The following is a 14,596-nucleotide window of genomic DNA, read 5'->3' on the forward strand; positions in this document are numbered from 1 at the left end:
TCTTGTTCACTTTCCACTTTACGATGGAAAGCAAACAAGATTTTTTGTTACAACATATTTAAGAAACGATCAGAGACAACACCTGTATCGTCAGGTGTACGGCAAATAATTAAGCAAGTATCATCACCACAGATGGTTCCGATGATCTCATCCCACTCTAAATGATCAATAAGTGCTCCAAGTGAATGAGCGTTACCAGGCAATGTTTTTAGCACAAGCATATGTCCTGCCGTGTCTAATTTTACAAATGAATCCACTAGATTTCGTTTTAATTTTTGTAACGGGTTAAATCGTTGATCTGCTGGCAAGCTATATTTATAGCGCCCATCATGTAATGGCACCTTCACTAAGTGCAGTTCTTTAATATCGCGCGATACTGTTGCTTGCGTTACATTAAATCCCTCATTACGTAAAATATCAACTAATTCATCTTGTGTTTCAATTTCTTTGTTTGCAATAATTTCCCTGATTTTAATATGGCGCTGACCTTTATTCATACATTTGCACCTCACACTATCTCTTACCATAGTTTAAACATTGGTATACTTCACTTATTTATGTTAACTTATAATTCGTTTCTTGTACACAATTGTTTTTACAATCATTATACAATTACAGCAAAAAGAGGAACAACATATGTTATTCCCCTTTCCCTTTTTGTTTTAGAACTTCATGCGCTTCTGTAACAACTTGCTCTATAGAAATCGGAGAATGATTTTCGCCATTCTCACGTTCACCATGCCATTTCAGATGAATTAAAAATTCAATATTACCATCCCCACCCGTAATTGGTGAGAATGTTAAACCTTCCACATCATAGCCTTGTTTTAAAGCAAACTCGACAATCATTTCTACAACAGCTTCATGTACTTTTCTATCACGAACGATACCTTTTTTCCCAACTTGCTCTCTTCCAGCTTCAAACTGCGGTTTAATTAACGCTGCTACATCTCCGTTAGGCATAAGCATTGTTTTTAAAACTGGCAGTATAAGCTTTAATGATATAAATGAAACATCAATACTTGCAAATTGAGGTAAACCACGTTCTAAGTCTGCTGGTGTCACGTAACGGAAGTTTGTTCGTTCCATTACAACAACACGCTCATCTTGACGTAATTTCCACGCTAGTTGATTGTATCCTACATCTAATGCATAAGATAATTTCGCTCCATTTTGAAGCGCGCAATCTGTAAAGCCACCAGTTGATGAACCAATATCTATCATAACTTTATCTTGTAAATCAAGATGAAATGTCTCTAATGCCTTTTCAAGTTTATAACCACCACGACTTACATACGGCATAACTTGTCCCTTCACCGTAATCTCAGTATCTTGCGAGATTTTCTCTCCTGGCTTATCAAGTCTCATCTCATTTGCATATACGAGTCCGGCCATAATGGCGCGCTTTGCTTTCTCACGCGTTTCTATAAGTCCTCGCTCTACTAATAGTACATCTACTCTTTCTTTTTTTACGCTCATTTGTTACGCCCTTTTTTGTTTTGATGGAATCATTGTATGAATACGGTCTACAACAGCATCTGTCGTTAAACCAATTTCTTCTAATAATTTTGTTACACTTCCGTGCTCTATGAAGCGATCTGGAATACCCATTCGTTCAACTAATGCACTATGGTAACCATTTTCAGATGCAAATTCAACTACTCCTGTTCCAAAACCACCGATTAAACAAGCTTCTTCAATCGTTAAAATCGGTATATTCTTTCCTAGAAGATCATGTAAATATGCTTCATCCATTGGTTTAATAAAGCGAGCATTCACTACTTTCACTGAAACCCCAGCTTTTTCAAGACGCTCAGCTGCTTCCATTGCCATTGGTATTGTCGTACCAAACGTTAAAATAGCTGCTTGTGTACCCTCTTTTAACGTCTCCCACGTACCGATTGGAATCGCCTTTAATTCTTCATCCATATGAACGCCAAGTCCATTACCGCGCGCATAACGCAATGCGATTGGTCCATCTTCATATTGCATCGCCGTATAAACTAAATGTTGACCTTCATTTTCATCTTTCGGCATCATAAGCACCATATTCGGCAAGTGACGTAAGAATGAGATATCAAATACGCCTTGATGCGTTTCACCATCTGCTCCTACTAATCCCGAACGATCTATTCCGATGAAAACATTTAAATTTTGGCGGCATATATCATGAACAACTTGGTCATATGCTCTTTGTAAAAATGTTGAATAAATCGCTAAGAATGGTTTCATTCCTTGCGTTGCCATACCTGCTGCCATTGTTGTAGCATGCTGTTCTGCAATACCTACATCAATCATACGATCTGGGAATTCTTTTTGGAATTTCTCAAGTTTTGATCCAACAGGCATTGCAGGTGTAATTGCTACGATACGCTCATCTGCTCTCGCTAGCTTAAGTACTGTTTCACTAACGACAGCACTCCATGCTGGTGCAACTTCTTTCGGCTTAACGAAGTCACCTGATTCAATTTTATAAGGTCCTGTTCCATGCCAAGTTCCAATAACGTCACTCTCAGCCGGTTTATAACCTTTTCCTTTTTTCGTAATAACGTGAACGAGTACTGGGCCTTTTGTTTTCTTTGCATATTGCAACGTTTCGAATAACTTTTCATAATCATGCCCATCGACTGGACCTAAATATGTAAAGCCTAACTCTTCGAAAAAGACACCAGATACTAGTAAATATTTAAGACTATCTTTTATTTTCTCTGCTGTCGCAGCCACTTTCCCGCCAACTGCTGGAATTTTCTTTAATATATACTCTAATTCATCTTTTACCCAGTGATATTTTCCTGCGGTACGTAAACGACCGAGCACATTATGAAGCGCACCAACGTTTGGTGCAATTGACATTTCATTATCATTCAAAATAACAATCATGTCTGTTTTTTCATGTCCAATATGGTTCAATGCCTCTAAAGCCATTCCGCCTGTTAAAGCACCATCTCCAATAATTGGTATAACATATTCTTTCGTTTTCTTTAAATCACGTGCCAGAGCCATTCCCATTGCAGCCGATAACGAAGTCGAGCTATGACCAGTTTCCCATACATCGTGCTCACTCTCACAACGTTTCGGGAAACCACATAGACCTTGATATTGCCTTAATGTACCAAACTCTTTCGCGCGTCCAGTTAAAATTTTATGTACATAGGATTGATGTCCTACATCCCATAAAAATTTATCTTGCGGGCTATCAAATAATTTATGCAGAGCAATTGTGAGTTCTACTACACCTAAATTAGGTGCAATATGTCCACCTGTTTGAGAGAGCTCTTCAATTAAAAACTTACGAATATCCTCACTCAATCCCTCTAGTTCACTGATAGACATATCTTTCAAAAAACTAGGGTTTTGAATTTGCGTTAGATCCACACGGATCACTCACTTTCATTTCATAATCTGTCAACATGTCAAATATTATAAAAAACATTTACACAAAACAAGAAATTCTCTTTTCTATTTTTCGTCTTGTCCCGCTATTAACCAGTCTATTGCGCCTTAATCCTATTATAAACCATATTTCTTTAGGCGATGAAAAAAATAGCCGCTAACACGAAGTGATAACGGCAATGTAATCTACATATATTTTTGCCAATAACAAGAAAAGAAAAACCTTTTCCTACATTTATATCATAAAATGATGAATGACTCAACAAATGAAAACGCTGTTATATTAGTTATTACGTTTTGCAATCAAATCGCAAATAGATAGTAAATATTCATCTTGTAATTGCAAGGAGCTAATCGCACCTTTTGCTTCTGCAATTGTTTCTTCTAAAATCTCCTTTGCTCTATCTACAGTAAACAACGTCGTATATGTGCTCTTTTCATTAGAAAGATCGCTACCAATCGGTTTTCCAATCTCTTCTTCAGTTCCTTCCACATCTAAAATATCATCTCGAATTTGGAAAGCTAGACCGATATATTTGGCAAACGTAAGCAACTTTTCTTCTTGCTCTTCTGTCGCATCAGAAAGTATCGCACCCGCAAGTACAGCAAATTCAAGTAGTTTTCCGGTCTTATGTTTATGGATGTACTCCAATTCATCAATCGTAAGGCGTTTCCCTTCCGCTTCCATATCTGCCACTTGTCCGCCAACCATTCCTTCTGGTCCTGCTGCTTTTGCGAGTTCAAGTACAAGTCTTACTTTTTTTTCAGCAGAAATTTCTTTTTGCTCATATGCCATAATAACTTGAAAAGCGTATGTCAATAAGCCATCTCCTGCTAAAACTGCCATCGCTTCACCAAATACTTTGTGATTTGTGGGCTTTCCTCTTCTTAAATCATCATCATCCATACAAGGTAAATCATCATGAACTAACGAATATGTATGAATCATTTCAAGAGCACAAGCTGCACCTACTCCAAGATTTCTTTCTTTCCCAAACGCTTGTAATGTTGCAAACAAAAGTAACGGGCGGAGACGTTTTCCACCCGCTTCCAAAGAATATGCCATCGCTTCACGAAGTACATTTGGACATTGTAATCCATTTGCATAGCTTACAAGTTTTTCTTCTACGAAAGTTTTACTTTCTTTCAAAAAAGTATCAAAAGCAATCGTCACTATGCTTCATCTCCTAAAGCAGTAAACGGTTCAAGCTCTCCATCTTCCCCAAGAATAACTGCCATTTGTTCTTGTACATTCTTCAGCTTCTCATCACAAAGCTTAGATAATTCCATACCTTCTTTAAAATAAGAAATCGCTTCTTCTAAAGGTACGTCACCTTGTTCTAGCTTAGAAACAAGATGCTCAAGTTGCGAAATTGCCTCTTCAAAGCTTAATTTATTTTCCATTATTCAATTCACGCTCCTCTATGCCTGATACGCTACAATCTAGTATTCCATCTTGTAATTGAACTGAAACAGCATCTCCAAGGCTTACATCTTTCACACTTTTTAACACTTGCTTCTCTTCATCATATACAAGCCCGTACCCTCTCATCATTACTTTAAGCGGACTTAACGCTTCAAGTTTTTGAGCAGCTCTTACAAAGGCAAATTCTTTCGTTTGAAGTAACGTTTGCATTTCACGTTGTAATTGCTTTTGCAACGTTTCCACAGCTACCTTCGTTTGCATAATTTTTTGAGATGGGTGGTGCTTCTCTAAATAAAATGAAAGTTGCTTTAACTGATTCACCTTTTTATCAATATAGCGCTCTTTCGCTAAAACAAGCTGTTCTAGCGCTCTATCTAATTGCTCTTCCTTTTGCTCATATACTTGTCTTGGATAACGGAACGCATACGATTTTTGCAACACTTGTAGTTTTTCTTCTTTTTTATGTACTAACTCTCTCATTGCTCTTTGCAATCTCAGAGTTCTTTGTAATACCTTTTCTTGTAACTCTATAATGTTAGGTGCTGCCAACTCAGCTGCTGCGGTCGGTGTTGGCGCGCGTAAATCTGCAACAAAATCTGCAATTGTAAAATCTGTTTCATGGCCTACTGCCGAAATAATAGGAATTTCACTCTTAAAGATTGCTCTTGCAACCATTTCCTCATTGAAAGCCCATAATTCCTCAATAGAACCTCCACCACGACCAACGATTAGTACATCTATCTCTCCCATTTCATTCGCTGTACGAATCGCTTGTACAATCGAGGGAGCCGCTGACTCCCCTTGTACAAGTACCGGAAATACAATAACATTCCCAATTGGATAACGACGTTTAATCGTTGTTATAATATCACGAATCGCTGCTCCTGTTGGCGACGTAATCACACCTATTGTTTTAGCGTAAGGAGGAATCGCTTTTTTATAAACTTGAGAAAAAAGTCCTTCCTCTTCTAAACGAACTTTTAACTGTTCGTACGCTAAATGTAAATTTCCGACTCCGTCAGGCTGCATGTCTTGAATATAAATTTGATAAGAACCACTCGCCTCGTAAACAGAGATTTTTCCTTTCACGAGTACCTTCATCCCATTTTCAGGTTTGAATTTAATATTACGATTATGGCCCGCAAACATAACCGCTGCGATTCTTGCATTTTCATCTTTCAATGTAAAATACATGTGGCCACGGCTATGATTTTTAAAGTTGGAAATTTCACCTTTTAACCAAACAGACTGCAAATGCGGATCATATTCTATTTTTGTTTTTATATAGCGTGTTAACGCTGTAACGGTTAAATATTGCTTCTCCATTTCTCTCTCCTCATAGCCGACTCAAATTATTTACAAACGACACCTGCACGTTTGGCAGATTCAACAGTATTATGAAGAAGCATTGTGATTGTCATTGGACCAACACCCTTTGGCACAGGTGTAATGTAACCCGCAACATCTAACACGTTGTCAAAGTCAACATCACCACAAAGTTTTCCTGTTTCTAAACGGTTAACACCAACGTCAATTACAACCGCCCCTTCTTTAATATAATCCGCTGTTATCATTTTAGGTCGTCCAACAGCTACGATTAAAATATCAGCTAACTTCGATAACTCTTTCATATTTTGCGTCTTAGAATGACAATATGTGACAGTGGCATTTTCATTTAAAAACAATTGCCCCACTGGTTTACCGACAATATTACTTCTTCCAATTACTACTACATGTTTTCCAGAAATATCAAGATTTGTTTCTTTTACTAATTCTACAATACCATGCGGTGTACATGGAAGGAATGTATCTTGTCCCGTCATCATACGTCCCACGCTGATTGGGTGAAATCCGTCTACATCCTTTTCTGGTGAAATTCTTTCAATGATAGCTTTTTCTTCAATATGTTTTGGTAAAGGTAATTGCACTAATATGCCATTAATACGGTCATCGCCATTTAAGCGATCGATTTCAGCAAGCAAACGTTCCTCAGTAATTGTTTCAGGAAGTTCAATTAGCTCTGAGTAAATCCCTACTTGTTCACAGCCTTTTTCTTTTCCTTTCACATAAGAACGAGATGCTGGATCTTCTCCAACTAAAATAACTGCTAATCCTGGTACAATACCTTGCTCTTTCAACTTCACAACTTCTTCTGTTAATTGTGCTCGTTTTTTCTCCGCAACTTCATTTCCTTTGATGATTACTGCTACCATTTTAAGATTCCCCCTTAAAGAATTTACAGTGTATCTTTTATATTAGATAAAACGCCGTTAATAAAACGACGAGATTCCTCATCCCCAAATGTTTTAGCAATTTCAATTGCTTCGTTAATTGTTACGTTGTGTGGAATTTCTTCCATGTATTTCATTTCATACACAGCTACACGTAAAATACTGCGATCAACAATACTAATACGCTCAAGCTTCCACTTTTTTAAATTTTGACGAATCGCTTCATCGATTGCTTCTTTATTTTCTACAAAACCTACTACAAGTGACTCTAGAAACTCATTTGTTTCTTCGCCTTCATCTAGCGTGTTTTCCACTGCTACTTTCGGTTCTAATTCACCTGTAATATCCATTTGGTATAATGCTTGCATTGCTCTTTCTCTAGCCGTCCTACGTTTCATTGTAACTCTCCTTTATGCTTCAAGTCTTTCCTTATACTTTGTTATATTATTATAATTTATAAGCCGTCAATTCACTTACTCTTACAGTTTTCATTGATTTTCCAACCTTATAATACAATGATAATAACACAATTTATCGTTTCACACACGGGTTACAAGGCTGAAAAATAATAAAAAGATTAACTTCAAGTTCCATATCTTATCACAATGTACGTTTTTTGGAAAAACGACACATTTTCTTGTTTATTTCTTATTTTTTGAAATAGTATAATAATTAGAGGGTTGTAATTTGTGAAGAAATGAAACGATAAAAAAGATGCCTATGTTACTAGGCACCTTTTCATTCTTACACTGGTTCGATTTCTGTTTTTTGTGTTTCGAATGTTACGCCAACGATGTGAACATTCACTTCTTTTGGCTCAAGTCCTGTCATTGTAAAGAGTGCTTGGCGAATATTGTCTTGAATCTTTTGTGCAACAACTGGAATTGCTACACCAAAATACATTACAACATAAAGGTCAACGATAATATCTTCGTTTGCTAATTCAACCTTTACACCTTTACCATGATTTTTCTTACCTAACTTCTCAACAACATCTGTAGCAAAATTACCGCGCATTGCCGCTACACCTTCTACTTCAGCAGCTGCAATACCTGCAATTACTTCAATTACTTCTGGTGCAATTTCTACTTTACCAAGAGTTGTATCTTGACCCATATCTAACATATGTTCAGCCATGAAAAAAACCTCCTTTAATGTATCACTGCGTCACAAGTTCATGCTCTTCCAAAAATTTCGTATTAAACTCACCTTTTACAAAATCAGGATGATCTAGCAATTGCAAATGGAACGGGATTGTTGTATGTACGCCTTCAATGACAAATTCACTAAGTGCGCGCTTCATTTTTGCAATTGCCTCTTCACGTGTTTTTCCGTGAACAATTAATTTAGCAACCATCGAATCATAGAAAGGTGGGATTGAATATCCCGGATATACAGCTGAATCGACGCGAATACCAAATCCTCCTGGTGGTAAGTACATTTCTACTTTACCTGGAGATGGCATAAATTTTTTGGCAGGGTTTTCCGCATTAATTCGACATTCAATTGCCCAACCATTAAATTGTACTTCTTCTTGCTGTAACGATAACTTTTCTCCTGAAGCAACAAGAATTTGTTCTTTAATTAAGTCCATTCCTGTTACCATTTCAGTAACCGGATGCTCAACCTGAATTCTCGTATTCATCTCCATGAAGTAAAAGGTTTTCGTTTTATATTCATAGATAAACTCAACCGTACCAGCACCTGTATAATCAACCGCTACCGCCGCTTTAACTGCCGCTTCACCCATCTGCTTGCGAATCTCTTCATCAAGTGCAGGTGATGGACTTTCTTCTAATAGTTTTTGCAAACGGCGCTGAATTGTACAATCACGCTCTCCTAAATGAATGGCATTTCCGTGTGTATCTGCCATTATTTGAATCTCAACATGGCGGAAATCTTCAACGTACTTTTCTAAGTATACACCAGGGTTCCCAAAAGCGGTACTAGCTTCTTGCTGTGTAATTTGAATTCCTTTTATAAGCTCTTCTTCATGGCGTGCAACACGAATACCTTTTCCACCGCCACCTGCAGTCGCTTTAATAATAACTGGATATCCAATTTGATTAGCAAGCTCAATCGCTTCTTCGGTATTTTTAATAATCCCTTGTGAACCTGGTACAATCGGAACCCCTGCTTCTTTCATTGTATCACGAGCAACGTCTTTTGTGCCCATCTTTGAAATAGCTTCTGGACTTGGACCGATAAAAATCAAGTTACATTCACGGCATAACTCTGCGAAATCTGCATTCTCTGCTAAAAATCCGTATCCCGGATGAATAGCATCGCAGCCTGTTAACTTCGCAACGCTAATAATGTTTGTCAAATTTAAATAGCTTTCTTTCGAAATCGTTGGTCCTACACAATACGCCTCGTCTGCAATCTGTACGTGAAGTGACTCTTTATCTGCTTCTGAATAAATTGCAACTGTTTCAATATCCATTTCTTTACAAGCACGAATAATTCGTACAGCAATTTCCCCACGATTGGCTATTAATACTTTTTTTATCATCACAAAGACTCCCTTATTACGCTTTTACAAGAAATAGCGGTTGTCCATATTCAACAAGCTGTCCGTTATTAACAAGAATTTCAACAATTTCGCCCTCTACATCAGCATCAATTTCGTTAAATAACTTCATAGCCTCGACAATACATACGATAGAATCTTTCGATACTCTATCCCCAACACTTACATATGGAGGTGTATCAGGCGAAGAAGAAGAATAGAATGTACCTACCATCGGTGATGTGATTTTATGTAGGTTTTCATTTTGAACAACCTTCTTCTCTTCTTGTTTTGGCACTTCTGCTTGCGCTGCTGCTACTGTCGTTTCAACTTCAACAGGCGCTACTGGTTGCATAGCTTGTTTTGCTGCAGGTGCTTGCACAGCAACAACTTCATTACCACGCTTTTTCATTTTGATTGTTGTACCGTCTTTTTTGTATTCAAATTCATCAATATTAGAGCTATCAATTAATTTAATTAATTCACGAACTTCTTGAATTTTAAACATGTAAAATCCACTCCCATACTCTTGTTTGTCCCGTTTTTACAGATTCTCGTCACGAAAACTAGATTGACTGTAAAAATACGATGTACTCTATTAGAAAATATATTTCATTAACTAATAGAAATATTTACTATTTCCATCTTACGATAAATTTTTTAAACATTCCAATTTATATTTCTTTATAATAAATCGAAATTCCTGTAAAAATATTATTCCAATAAAAATTTAATACCTAGTAATAATACCAAGTTTCACATGAAATTGGCAAGACCACTTCTTAAAAAACATTCACTACTTTTGCAAAACGTTACAAAGCAAACATGCCATTCCCTCCTCACTCTTCACCACACCTATAGTCAATAACATATTTTTACCAAATATTATTTTTTTGTTTACACGCCGTTCATCATTCCTTCATATAAGAATAGTATGTTCAAAGTGTAGAAAATATATTGTGTTGAGGTGTGGAAATATGATATGGCTCATTCTCTTTTTACCTGCCGTAATCGTTTGGGCATGCGTTCTTTTCATCCACGTCAAATCCGGAAAAAGTAATCATCAGTACCATGAACCATTAATCTTTTACTCACAACGTGTTTCTCCATTCCGAGTTGAACATAGTAAAAATAATTACAAAGACGACATAGAAAAAAGCTATCGAAAATGATAGCTTTTTTCTATTCACACATTTACTTACATACTCTATTTTACTATTTGCATACCCTTTGCTTAGTAAAAGATAATAATCCGCAGGGAAATCCCTACGGATTAAAGTTTCACTTATTTCGCTGGTGGATCAAATTTCACACCTACATCTTTTGATCCGCCTTCACTTCTTACAAGTTGAATAATTTTATTTGCTTCTTTCTGTGAATGTTTTGCCGCTTTAACCGTTACTCTAATATCAGTGCCATCAGCTCTTACAAGAGCATCTGGATATCCTCCTTGAGATTTAATTACTGTCTCAAGTAATTCTTGCTTCGTTTCCATTGTCGTAATGGCATCAAAATTTTCTTTCGCTTTATTCTTTTCTGTTGCTGAAGCTTTTGTTGAACTCATCACTTCTTGTAATTTTGCTTTTTGTTCACTACGCTGATCTTCCATTTGCATACGTAAAGCTGTGAAATTCTCATCACTTGATTGAACTGATACATTGCCCTCTTTTTTACTTGTTTCTTTTTTTGCATTTTCTTTTTTGTCTGTTTCTTTATTTGTTGTTTCCTTGCTTGTATTTTCTTTTTTCGGAGTTTCTTTAGGCGCTTCGTTTGTTACTGCTTTATCAGTACCTTGTTTTTCTTGTCCAATCTTTTCACCTGTTGCCGGCGATGCTGTATTCATTTTGTCAGGAGTTGTCACGTAATACACAGATAGTACAACAACTAAACTTAACATCGTTAATAACCAAACTGTTTGTTTTTTTAACACTTTATTTCCTCCCTATCAATTTTTCGGTGAAACTGAAACGCGATGGGCCGGTACATCTAGCAGCCTTATCACAGCTTCTTTTACCATTGCTTTAACTTGTATATTATCCACTCCCTTTGCTACGACAAGAACACCACGTACTTTCGGCTTCTCTGTTCGTAAAACAACAGGAGTTTCTTTATCCCCTTCACGTATAATGACAGTCTTTTCATCAAGAGACTCGTCCTCTACTTCTCTCTTACCGCCTGTTTTATCTGTTTCACCTGTTGTTTGTGAGCGTTTCACTGTATTTTTTTCTAAAATTTTTTCTTCAGATGAATCTAAATTCACTTTAATCGTTACGTCTTTTACTCCTGCTATTTCTTCTAAAGCAGTTTTTAATTCTTGTTCATACGCTTTTTCATATTTTTCTACATTTGACATATTATCATTATTTTTTTGTCCAAAAGTTGGTACATCTTTTTCCTGGTTTTGAGTTTTTTGTTCTTTAAATACAGGTACTTCTTCTTTTTTACTTGAAAAAAAACTACTAGAAAACATAAGCAAAATTCCAAGTATGAGTAGGACAAGTAAGAACTTAGGTGTTACCTTTCTTCCCTTCTCATTACTTTCTTTTTCATCTCCATTCAATAAGTTTCGAAAAAATGAGAACTTCGAATTTTTATCTTTATTGTCCATTTACTCTACCTGTCCTCCCTTCCATTTGAACTTGGATTTGTTTATTCTCTAGTTGCCACCTGCTTGAAAAGAAGTCTTTCATTTCTACATTCGTTTCCTCTACTTTTTTCGGTGGTTCTTTCGTGTTAATTTCAACTGGTTTTACTGTTTCGATTGCATCATTTTTACTACGTTCTTTTTCTTTTAACGTCACAACAACAGATTGAATATCTTTCGCTGACTTTACTTCCGCTGTGCTTTCCGCTGCGACTATTTGTATTTCAGAGACTGACATACCATACTGTTTCTCAAACTCTTTTCCTACTTCTTTTTTCATTTTGGTAGCCATCTCTTCTAAACTATATGCACGTGTTAGAGCTTGTATTTCTTTTTTCTTCGAATCTATTGAATTTTTTACAGATCCTTCTGCTACGTACTTTTCTTCATTAAAATTTGCAATTACTTCATTTACATCTGTCTGCAATAGTTTAAAAAGGGGTGTTAAAATTAATACGACTAACAAAAGACTTACAACGAATTTAACGTATTTTTGCAAATTCGAATTTGGAAGAATAAGATGAAGCATTGTCGCTAAGAGCAAAAAAACGATAATATTTCTGATCCACTCTGTAACAAATTGCATACTCTTCACCTCCTACCGCATCATAAGTGTAATATTCCCCGCAGCAATAATAATTGTAATACTTAAAAAGAACATAAATGATACGATAGCTAAGCAAGCAAATACGTAAATGATGCTTCGTCCAATAATGTCTAAGCATTGAATAATTGCTCCGCCGCCAACCGGTTGCAATACTGCTGCTGCGAATTTATAAATAAATGCGATACAGAAAATTTGAATCGCTGGAAAAGCAACAATTAAACATAAAATGACGAGCCCAATAATTCCGACTGTGTTTTTCAATAATCCTGATGCGCTAATAACAGTATCTGCCGCTTCTGTAAACATCCTTCCGACTACTGGAATGAAGTTCCCTGTTACAAATTTAGCAGTTTTCACAGCTATTCCATCAGCAACGGCTGTTGCTGTTCCTTGTACAGATAATACTCCTAAAAAAATCGTTAAGAAAATACCGATAATCCCAACGCTAACGTTTTGCAGAAGCTTGGACAATTTCGTCACTTTATATTGATCACTCATTGTACTTACAATACTTAATATCGTTGCCAGTAATAAAAGCGGTAGAACGATATAATTCATAAGAAGCCCGCTTGTATTCATTAAGAAAATGATAATCGGATGAAAGAAAGATACAGATACAACCCCGCCACCAGTCGCTATAAGCGCCAATAAAATTGGCAATAGCGCTAATATGAAATCTACCATTGTTTGTATCGTTTCTCTTGCATATGTCATAACGACATAAAAACTATTTAAAGCAAAAATAATAAGTACCATATATACAACAGCATCAGCAATTTTACTTACACTACTTTTTGAAAAAGCGGATTGCAGTGATTGCAACAATGCACTAAAGATTGTGAGCATAATGAGTGTGCCAAGCAGTTTTCCATTAGCTGCAAGCTCATGAAATAAATATTTTAATAACCCTATCATCCACTCTTTTAGAGAGAATTCTTTTTCTCCCTTTACAAACTCCATAAAACTCCCTTTTTGACTCTCTGGCAAATAGCCTCCATATTTTGTAACAAGCCCGTCCCAAAATTGCTTCACATCTTCAATTCCGAGCTTATCCAATTGTTGATCAACGACGTTTGTTTCTACAGGAGAAGCTTGTACAACAACCGGTAAAGAAAAGAAAAGGAAGCAAGCAAATAGCAGCTTAGCTCCAAACCTCCTCAACATTCACTCCCCCTTATCCCGTCGGTAAAAATCCGAGAATAGTTTCAATTACAACCGTCAAAATAGGAATTGCCATAACGAGAATTAAGATTTTCCCAGCAAGTTCAATTTTCGAAGCGATGGCACCTTGACCAGCATCTTTTGTAATTTGAGCTCCAAACTCGGCAATATAAGCAATTCCAATAATCTTTAGTAACGTTTCCACGTAGACGTTACTAACTTTCGCTTCACTCGCTACTCTCTCAATCATTTGTAAAATAGAATGAATTTGATCGATTAAAATTAGAAACATCACGCTACCTACGAACACAATAAATAAAGATGTAATACTAGATTTATGCTGGTTCAAAACAGCAGCTAAAAACGTAGCAACGAGGCCTAATCCGACAATTTGTATAATTTCGATTCGAACCGCCTCCTTTACTGGAAGAGAAAGACACTTTTAATCTTGTCGAATAGCGTATTAATTAAAAATGCAACATGAAATAAAATGACGACAAAACCGACAAGGATAACCCAATTTGCAATATCCTCACGCTTCAATTCTTTTAGTACAGTATGAATGAAAGCTAAAACAATGCCGATTCCGGCGATTTGAAATATTAATCCAACATCAATGGACATC

18 protein-coding genes are annotated in these 14,596 nt (G+C 36.4%); 1 reads left to right on the forward strand and 17 read right to left on the reverse strand.

Annotated elements, in window-relative coordinates; all coding sequences use genetic code 11:
* Window positions 1-47: 47 nt before the first annotated feature.
* From argR to accB, 11 genes are all read right to left on the reverse strand, one after another.
* Entirely contained in the window at window positions 48-497 is a 450-nt protein-coding gene (gene argR, locus ACTL4X_RS21150) for an arginine repressor ArgR (RefSeq protein ID WP_001032580.1), read from the reverse strand.
* Window positions 498-639: 142 nt separating this feature from the next.
* Window positions 640-1,479 carry a TlyA family RNA methyltransferase gene (locus ACTL4X_RS21155; RefSeq protein ID WP_139846704.1) on the reverse strand — a complete coding sequence of 280 codons (840 nt, stop codon included), beginning with the start codon at window positions 1,477-1,479 and terminating at the stop codon, window positions 640-642.
* Window positions 1,480-1,482: 3 nt separating this feature from the next.
* Complete coding sequence (gene dxs, locus ACTL4X_RS21160; protein ID WP_000366452.1) at window positions 1,483-3,375, reverse strand: 1-deoxy-D-xylulose-5-phosphate synthase; 1,893 nt, start codon at window positions 3,373-3,375, stop codon at window positions 1,483-1,485.
* A 301-nt stretch (window positions 3,376-3,676) separates the two neighbouring features.
* Entirely contained in the window at window positions 3,677-4,567 is an 891-nt protein-coding gene (ispA, locus tag ACTL4X_RS21165; protein WP_000150381.1) for a (2E,6E)-farnesyl diphosphate synthase, read from the reverse strand.
* Window positions 4,567-4,797 (reverse strand): exodeoxyribonuclease VII small subunit, encoded by a 231-nt coding sequence (gene xseB / locus ACTL4X_RS21170; RefSeq protein WP_000428423.1) that lies wholly within the window; start codon window positions 4,795-4,797, stop codon window positions 4,567-4,569. Before xseB ends, ispA begins: the two co-directional genes overlap by 1 nt.
* Entirely contained in the window at window positions 4,787-6,145 is a 1,359-nt protein-coding gene (gene xseA / locus ACTL4X_RS21175; protein WP_000415249.1) for an exodeoxyribonuclease VII large subunit, read from the reverse strand. The genes xseB and xseA overlap by 11 nt, the downstream gene beginning before the upstream one ends.
* 26 nt (window positions 6,146-6,171) lie before the next feature.
* Complete coding sequence (gene folD, locus ACTL4X_RS21180; protein WP_000226732.1) at window positions 6,172-7,032, reverse strand: bifunctional methylenetetrahydrofolate dehydrogenase/methenyltetrahydrofolate cyclohydrolase FolD; 861 nt, start codon at window positions 7,030-7,032, stop codon at window positions 6,172-6,174.
* A 23-nt stretch (window positions 7,033-7,055) separates the two neighbouring features.
* Entirely contained in the window at window positions 7,056-7,448 is a 393-nt protein-coding gene (gene nusB, locus ACTL4X_RS21185; protein ID WP_000830247.1) for a N utilization substance protein NusB, read from the reverse strand.
* Between the two features lie 346 nt (window positions 7,449-7,794).
* Complete coding sequence (locus ACTL4X_RS21190) at window positions 7,795-8,187, reverse strand: Asp23/Gls24 family envelope stress response protein (RefSeq protein WP_000807630.1); 393 nt, start codon at window positions 8,185-8,187, stop codon at window positions 7,795-7,797.
* Between the two features lie 22 nt (window positions 8,188-8,209).
* Window positions 8,210-9,562, reverse strand: coding sequence for an acetyl-CoA carboxylase biotin carboxylase subunit (gene accC, locus ACTL4X_RS21195; RefSeq protein WP_000592871.1), 1,353 nt, complete (start codon window positions 9,560-9,562; stop codon window positions 8,210-8,212).
* A gap of 16 nt (window positions 9,563-9,578) precedes the next feature.
* A complete protein-coding gene (gene accB / locus ACTL4X_RS21200) occupies window positions 9,579-10,067 on the reverse strand; it encodes an acetyl-CoA carboxylase biotin carboxyl carrier protein (protein WP_000472866.1) in 489 nt (162 codons plus the stop codon).
* A 469-nt stretch (window positions 10,068-10,536) separates the two neighbouring features.
* Between accB and ACTL4X_RS21205 the strand changes: the two genes are divergently transcribed.
* Window positions 10,537-10,731 (forward strand): hypothetical protein, encoded by a 195-nt coding sequence (locus tag ACTL4X_RS21205; RefSeq protein ID WP_002179810.1) that lies wholly within the window; start codon window positions 10,537-10,539, stop codon window positions 10,729-10,731.
* Between the two features lie 113 nt (window positions 10,732-10,844).
* On the opposite strand, the gene ACTL4X_RS21210 is transcribed toward ACTL4X_RS21205, so the two are convergent.
* Genes ACTL4X_RS21210 through spoIIIAC form a run of 6 tightly spaced genes read right to left on the reverse strand, consistent with a single transcriptional unit; the run spans window position 10,845 to window position 14,595 of the window.
* Entirely contained in the window at window positions 10,845-11,489 is a 645-nt protein-coding gene (locus ACTL4X_RS21210) for a SpoIIIAH-like family protein (protein WP_000914710.1), read from the reverse strand.
* Between the two features lie 15 nt (window positions 11,490-11,504).
* A complete protein-coding gene (gene spoIIIAG, locus ACTL4X_RS21215) occupies window positions 11,505-12,167 on the reverse strand; it encodes a stage III sporulation protein AG (protein ID WP_000368880.1) in 663 nt (220 codons plus the stop codon).
* Window positions 12,157-12,789 carry a stage III sporulation protein AF gene (gene spoIIIAF, locus ACTL4X_RS21220; protein WP_001161052.1) on the reverse strand — a complete coding sequence of 211 codons (633 nt, stop codon included), beginning with the start codon at window positions 12,787-12,789 and terminating at the stop codon, window positions 12,157-12,159. Before spoIIIAF ends, spoIIIAG begins: the two co-directional genes overlap by 11 nt.
* A 12-nt stretch (window positions 12,790-12,801) precedes the next feature.
* A complete protein-coding gene (gene spoIIIAE / locus ACTL4X_RS21225) occupies window positions 12,802-13,974 on the reverse strand; it encodes a stage III sporulation protein AE (RefSeq protein WP_000946110.1) in 1,173 nt (390 codons plus the stop codon).
* 10 nt (window positions 13,975-13,984) lie between these two features.
* On the reverse strand, window positions 13,985-14,368 hold the full coding sequence (gene spoIIIAD, locus ACTL4X_RS21230; RefSeq protein WP_077393170.1) for a stage III sporulation protein AD: 384 nt from the start codon (window positions 14,366-14,368) through the stop codon (window positions 13,985-13,987).
* 23 nt (window positions 14,369-14,391) lie between these two features.
* On the reverse strand, window positions 14,392-14,595 hold the full coding sequence (gene spoIIIAC / locus ACTL4X_RS21235) for a stage III sporulation protein AC (protein WP_000020914.1): 204 nt from the start codon (window positions 14,593-14,595) through the stop codon (window positions 14,392-14,394).
* Window position 14,596: the final 1 nt, after the last annotated feature.

Source organism: Bacillus sp. RE35 (assembly GCF_052146655.1).
In the GTDB taxonomy this organism is placed as follows: domain Bacteria; phylum Bacillota; class Bacilli; order Bacillales; family Bacillaceae_G; genus Bacillus_A; species Bacillus_A cereus.

Excerpts from the sequence above, each read along its gene's own strand:
- spoIIIAF (WP_001161052.1), bottom strand. The coding sequence starts at position 12,789 with ATGCAATTTGTTACAGAGTGGATCAGAAATATTATCGTTTTTTTGCTC.
- ACTL4X_RS21205 (WP_002179810.1), top strand. The coding sequence starts at position 10,537 with ATGATATGGCTCATTCTCTTTTTACCTGCCGTAATCGTTTGGGCATGC.
- accC (WP_000592871.1), bottom strand. The coding sequence starts at position 9,562 with ATGATAAAAAAAGTATTAATAGCCAATCGTGGGGAAATTGCTGTACGA.
- nusB (WP_000830247.1), bottom strand. The coding sequence starts at position 7,448 with ATGAAACGTAGGACGGCTAGAGAAAGAGCAATGCAAGCATTATACCAA.
- spoIIIAC (WP_000020914.1), bottom strand. The coding sequence starts at position 14,595 with ATGTCCATTGATGTTGGATTAATATTTCAAATCGCCGGAATCGGCATT.
- spoIIIAG (WP_000368880.1), bottom strand. The coding sequence starts at position 12,167 with ATGGACAATAAAGATAAAAATTCGAAGTTCTCATTTTTTCGAAACTTA.
- ACTL4X_RS21190 (WP_000807630.1), bottom strand. The coding sequence starts at position 8,187 with ATGGCTGAACATATGTTAGATATGGGTCAAGATACAACTCTTGGTAAA.
- accB (WP_000472866.1), bottom strand. The coding sequence starts at position 10,067 with ATGTTTAAAATTCAAGAAGTTCGTGAATTAATTAAATTAATTGATAGC.
- spoIIIAE (WP_000946110.1), bottom strand. The coding sequence starts at position 13,974 with ATGTTGAGGAGGTTTGGAGCTAAGCTGCTATTTGCTTGCTTCCTTTTC.
- argR (WP_001032580.1), bottom strand. The coding sequence starts at position 497 with ATGAATAAAGGTCAGCGCCATATTAAAATCAGGGAAATTATTGCAAAC.
- xseB (WP_000428423.1), bottom strand. The coding sequence starts at position 4,797 with ATGGAAAATAAATTAAGCTTTGAAGAGGCAATTTCGCAACTTGAGCAT.
- folD (WP_000226732.1), bottom strand. The coding sequence starts at position 7,032 with ATGGTAGCAGTAATCATCAAAGGAAATGAAGTTGCGGAGAAAAAACGA.
- ACTL4X_RS21155 (WP_139846704.1), bottom strand. The coding sequence starts at position 1,479 with ATGAGCGTAAAAAAAGAAAGAGTAGATGTACTATTAGTAGAGCGAGGA.
- xseA (WP_000415249.1), bottom strand. The coding sequence starts at position 6,145 with ATGGAGAAGCAATATTTAACCGTTACAGCGTTAACACGCTATATAAAA.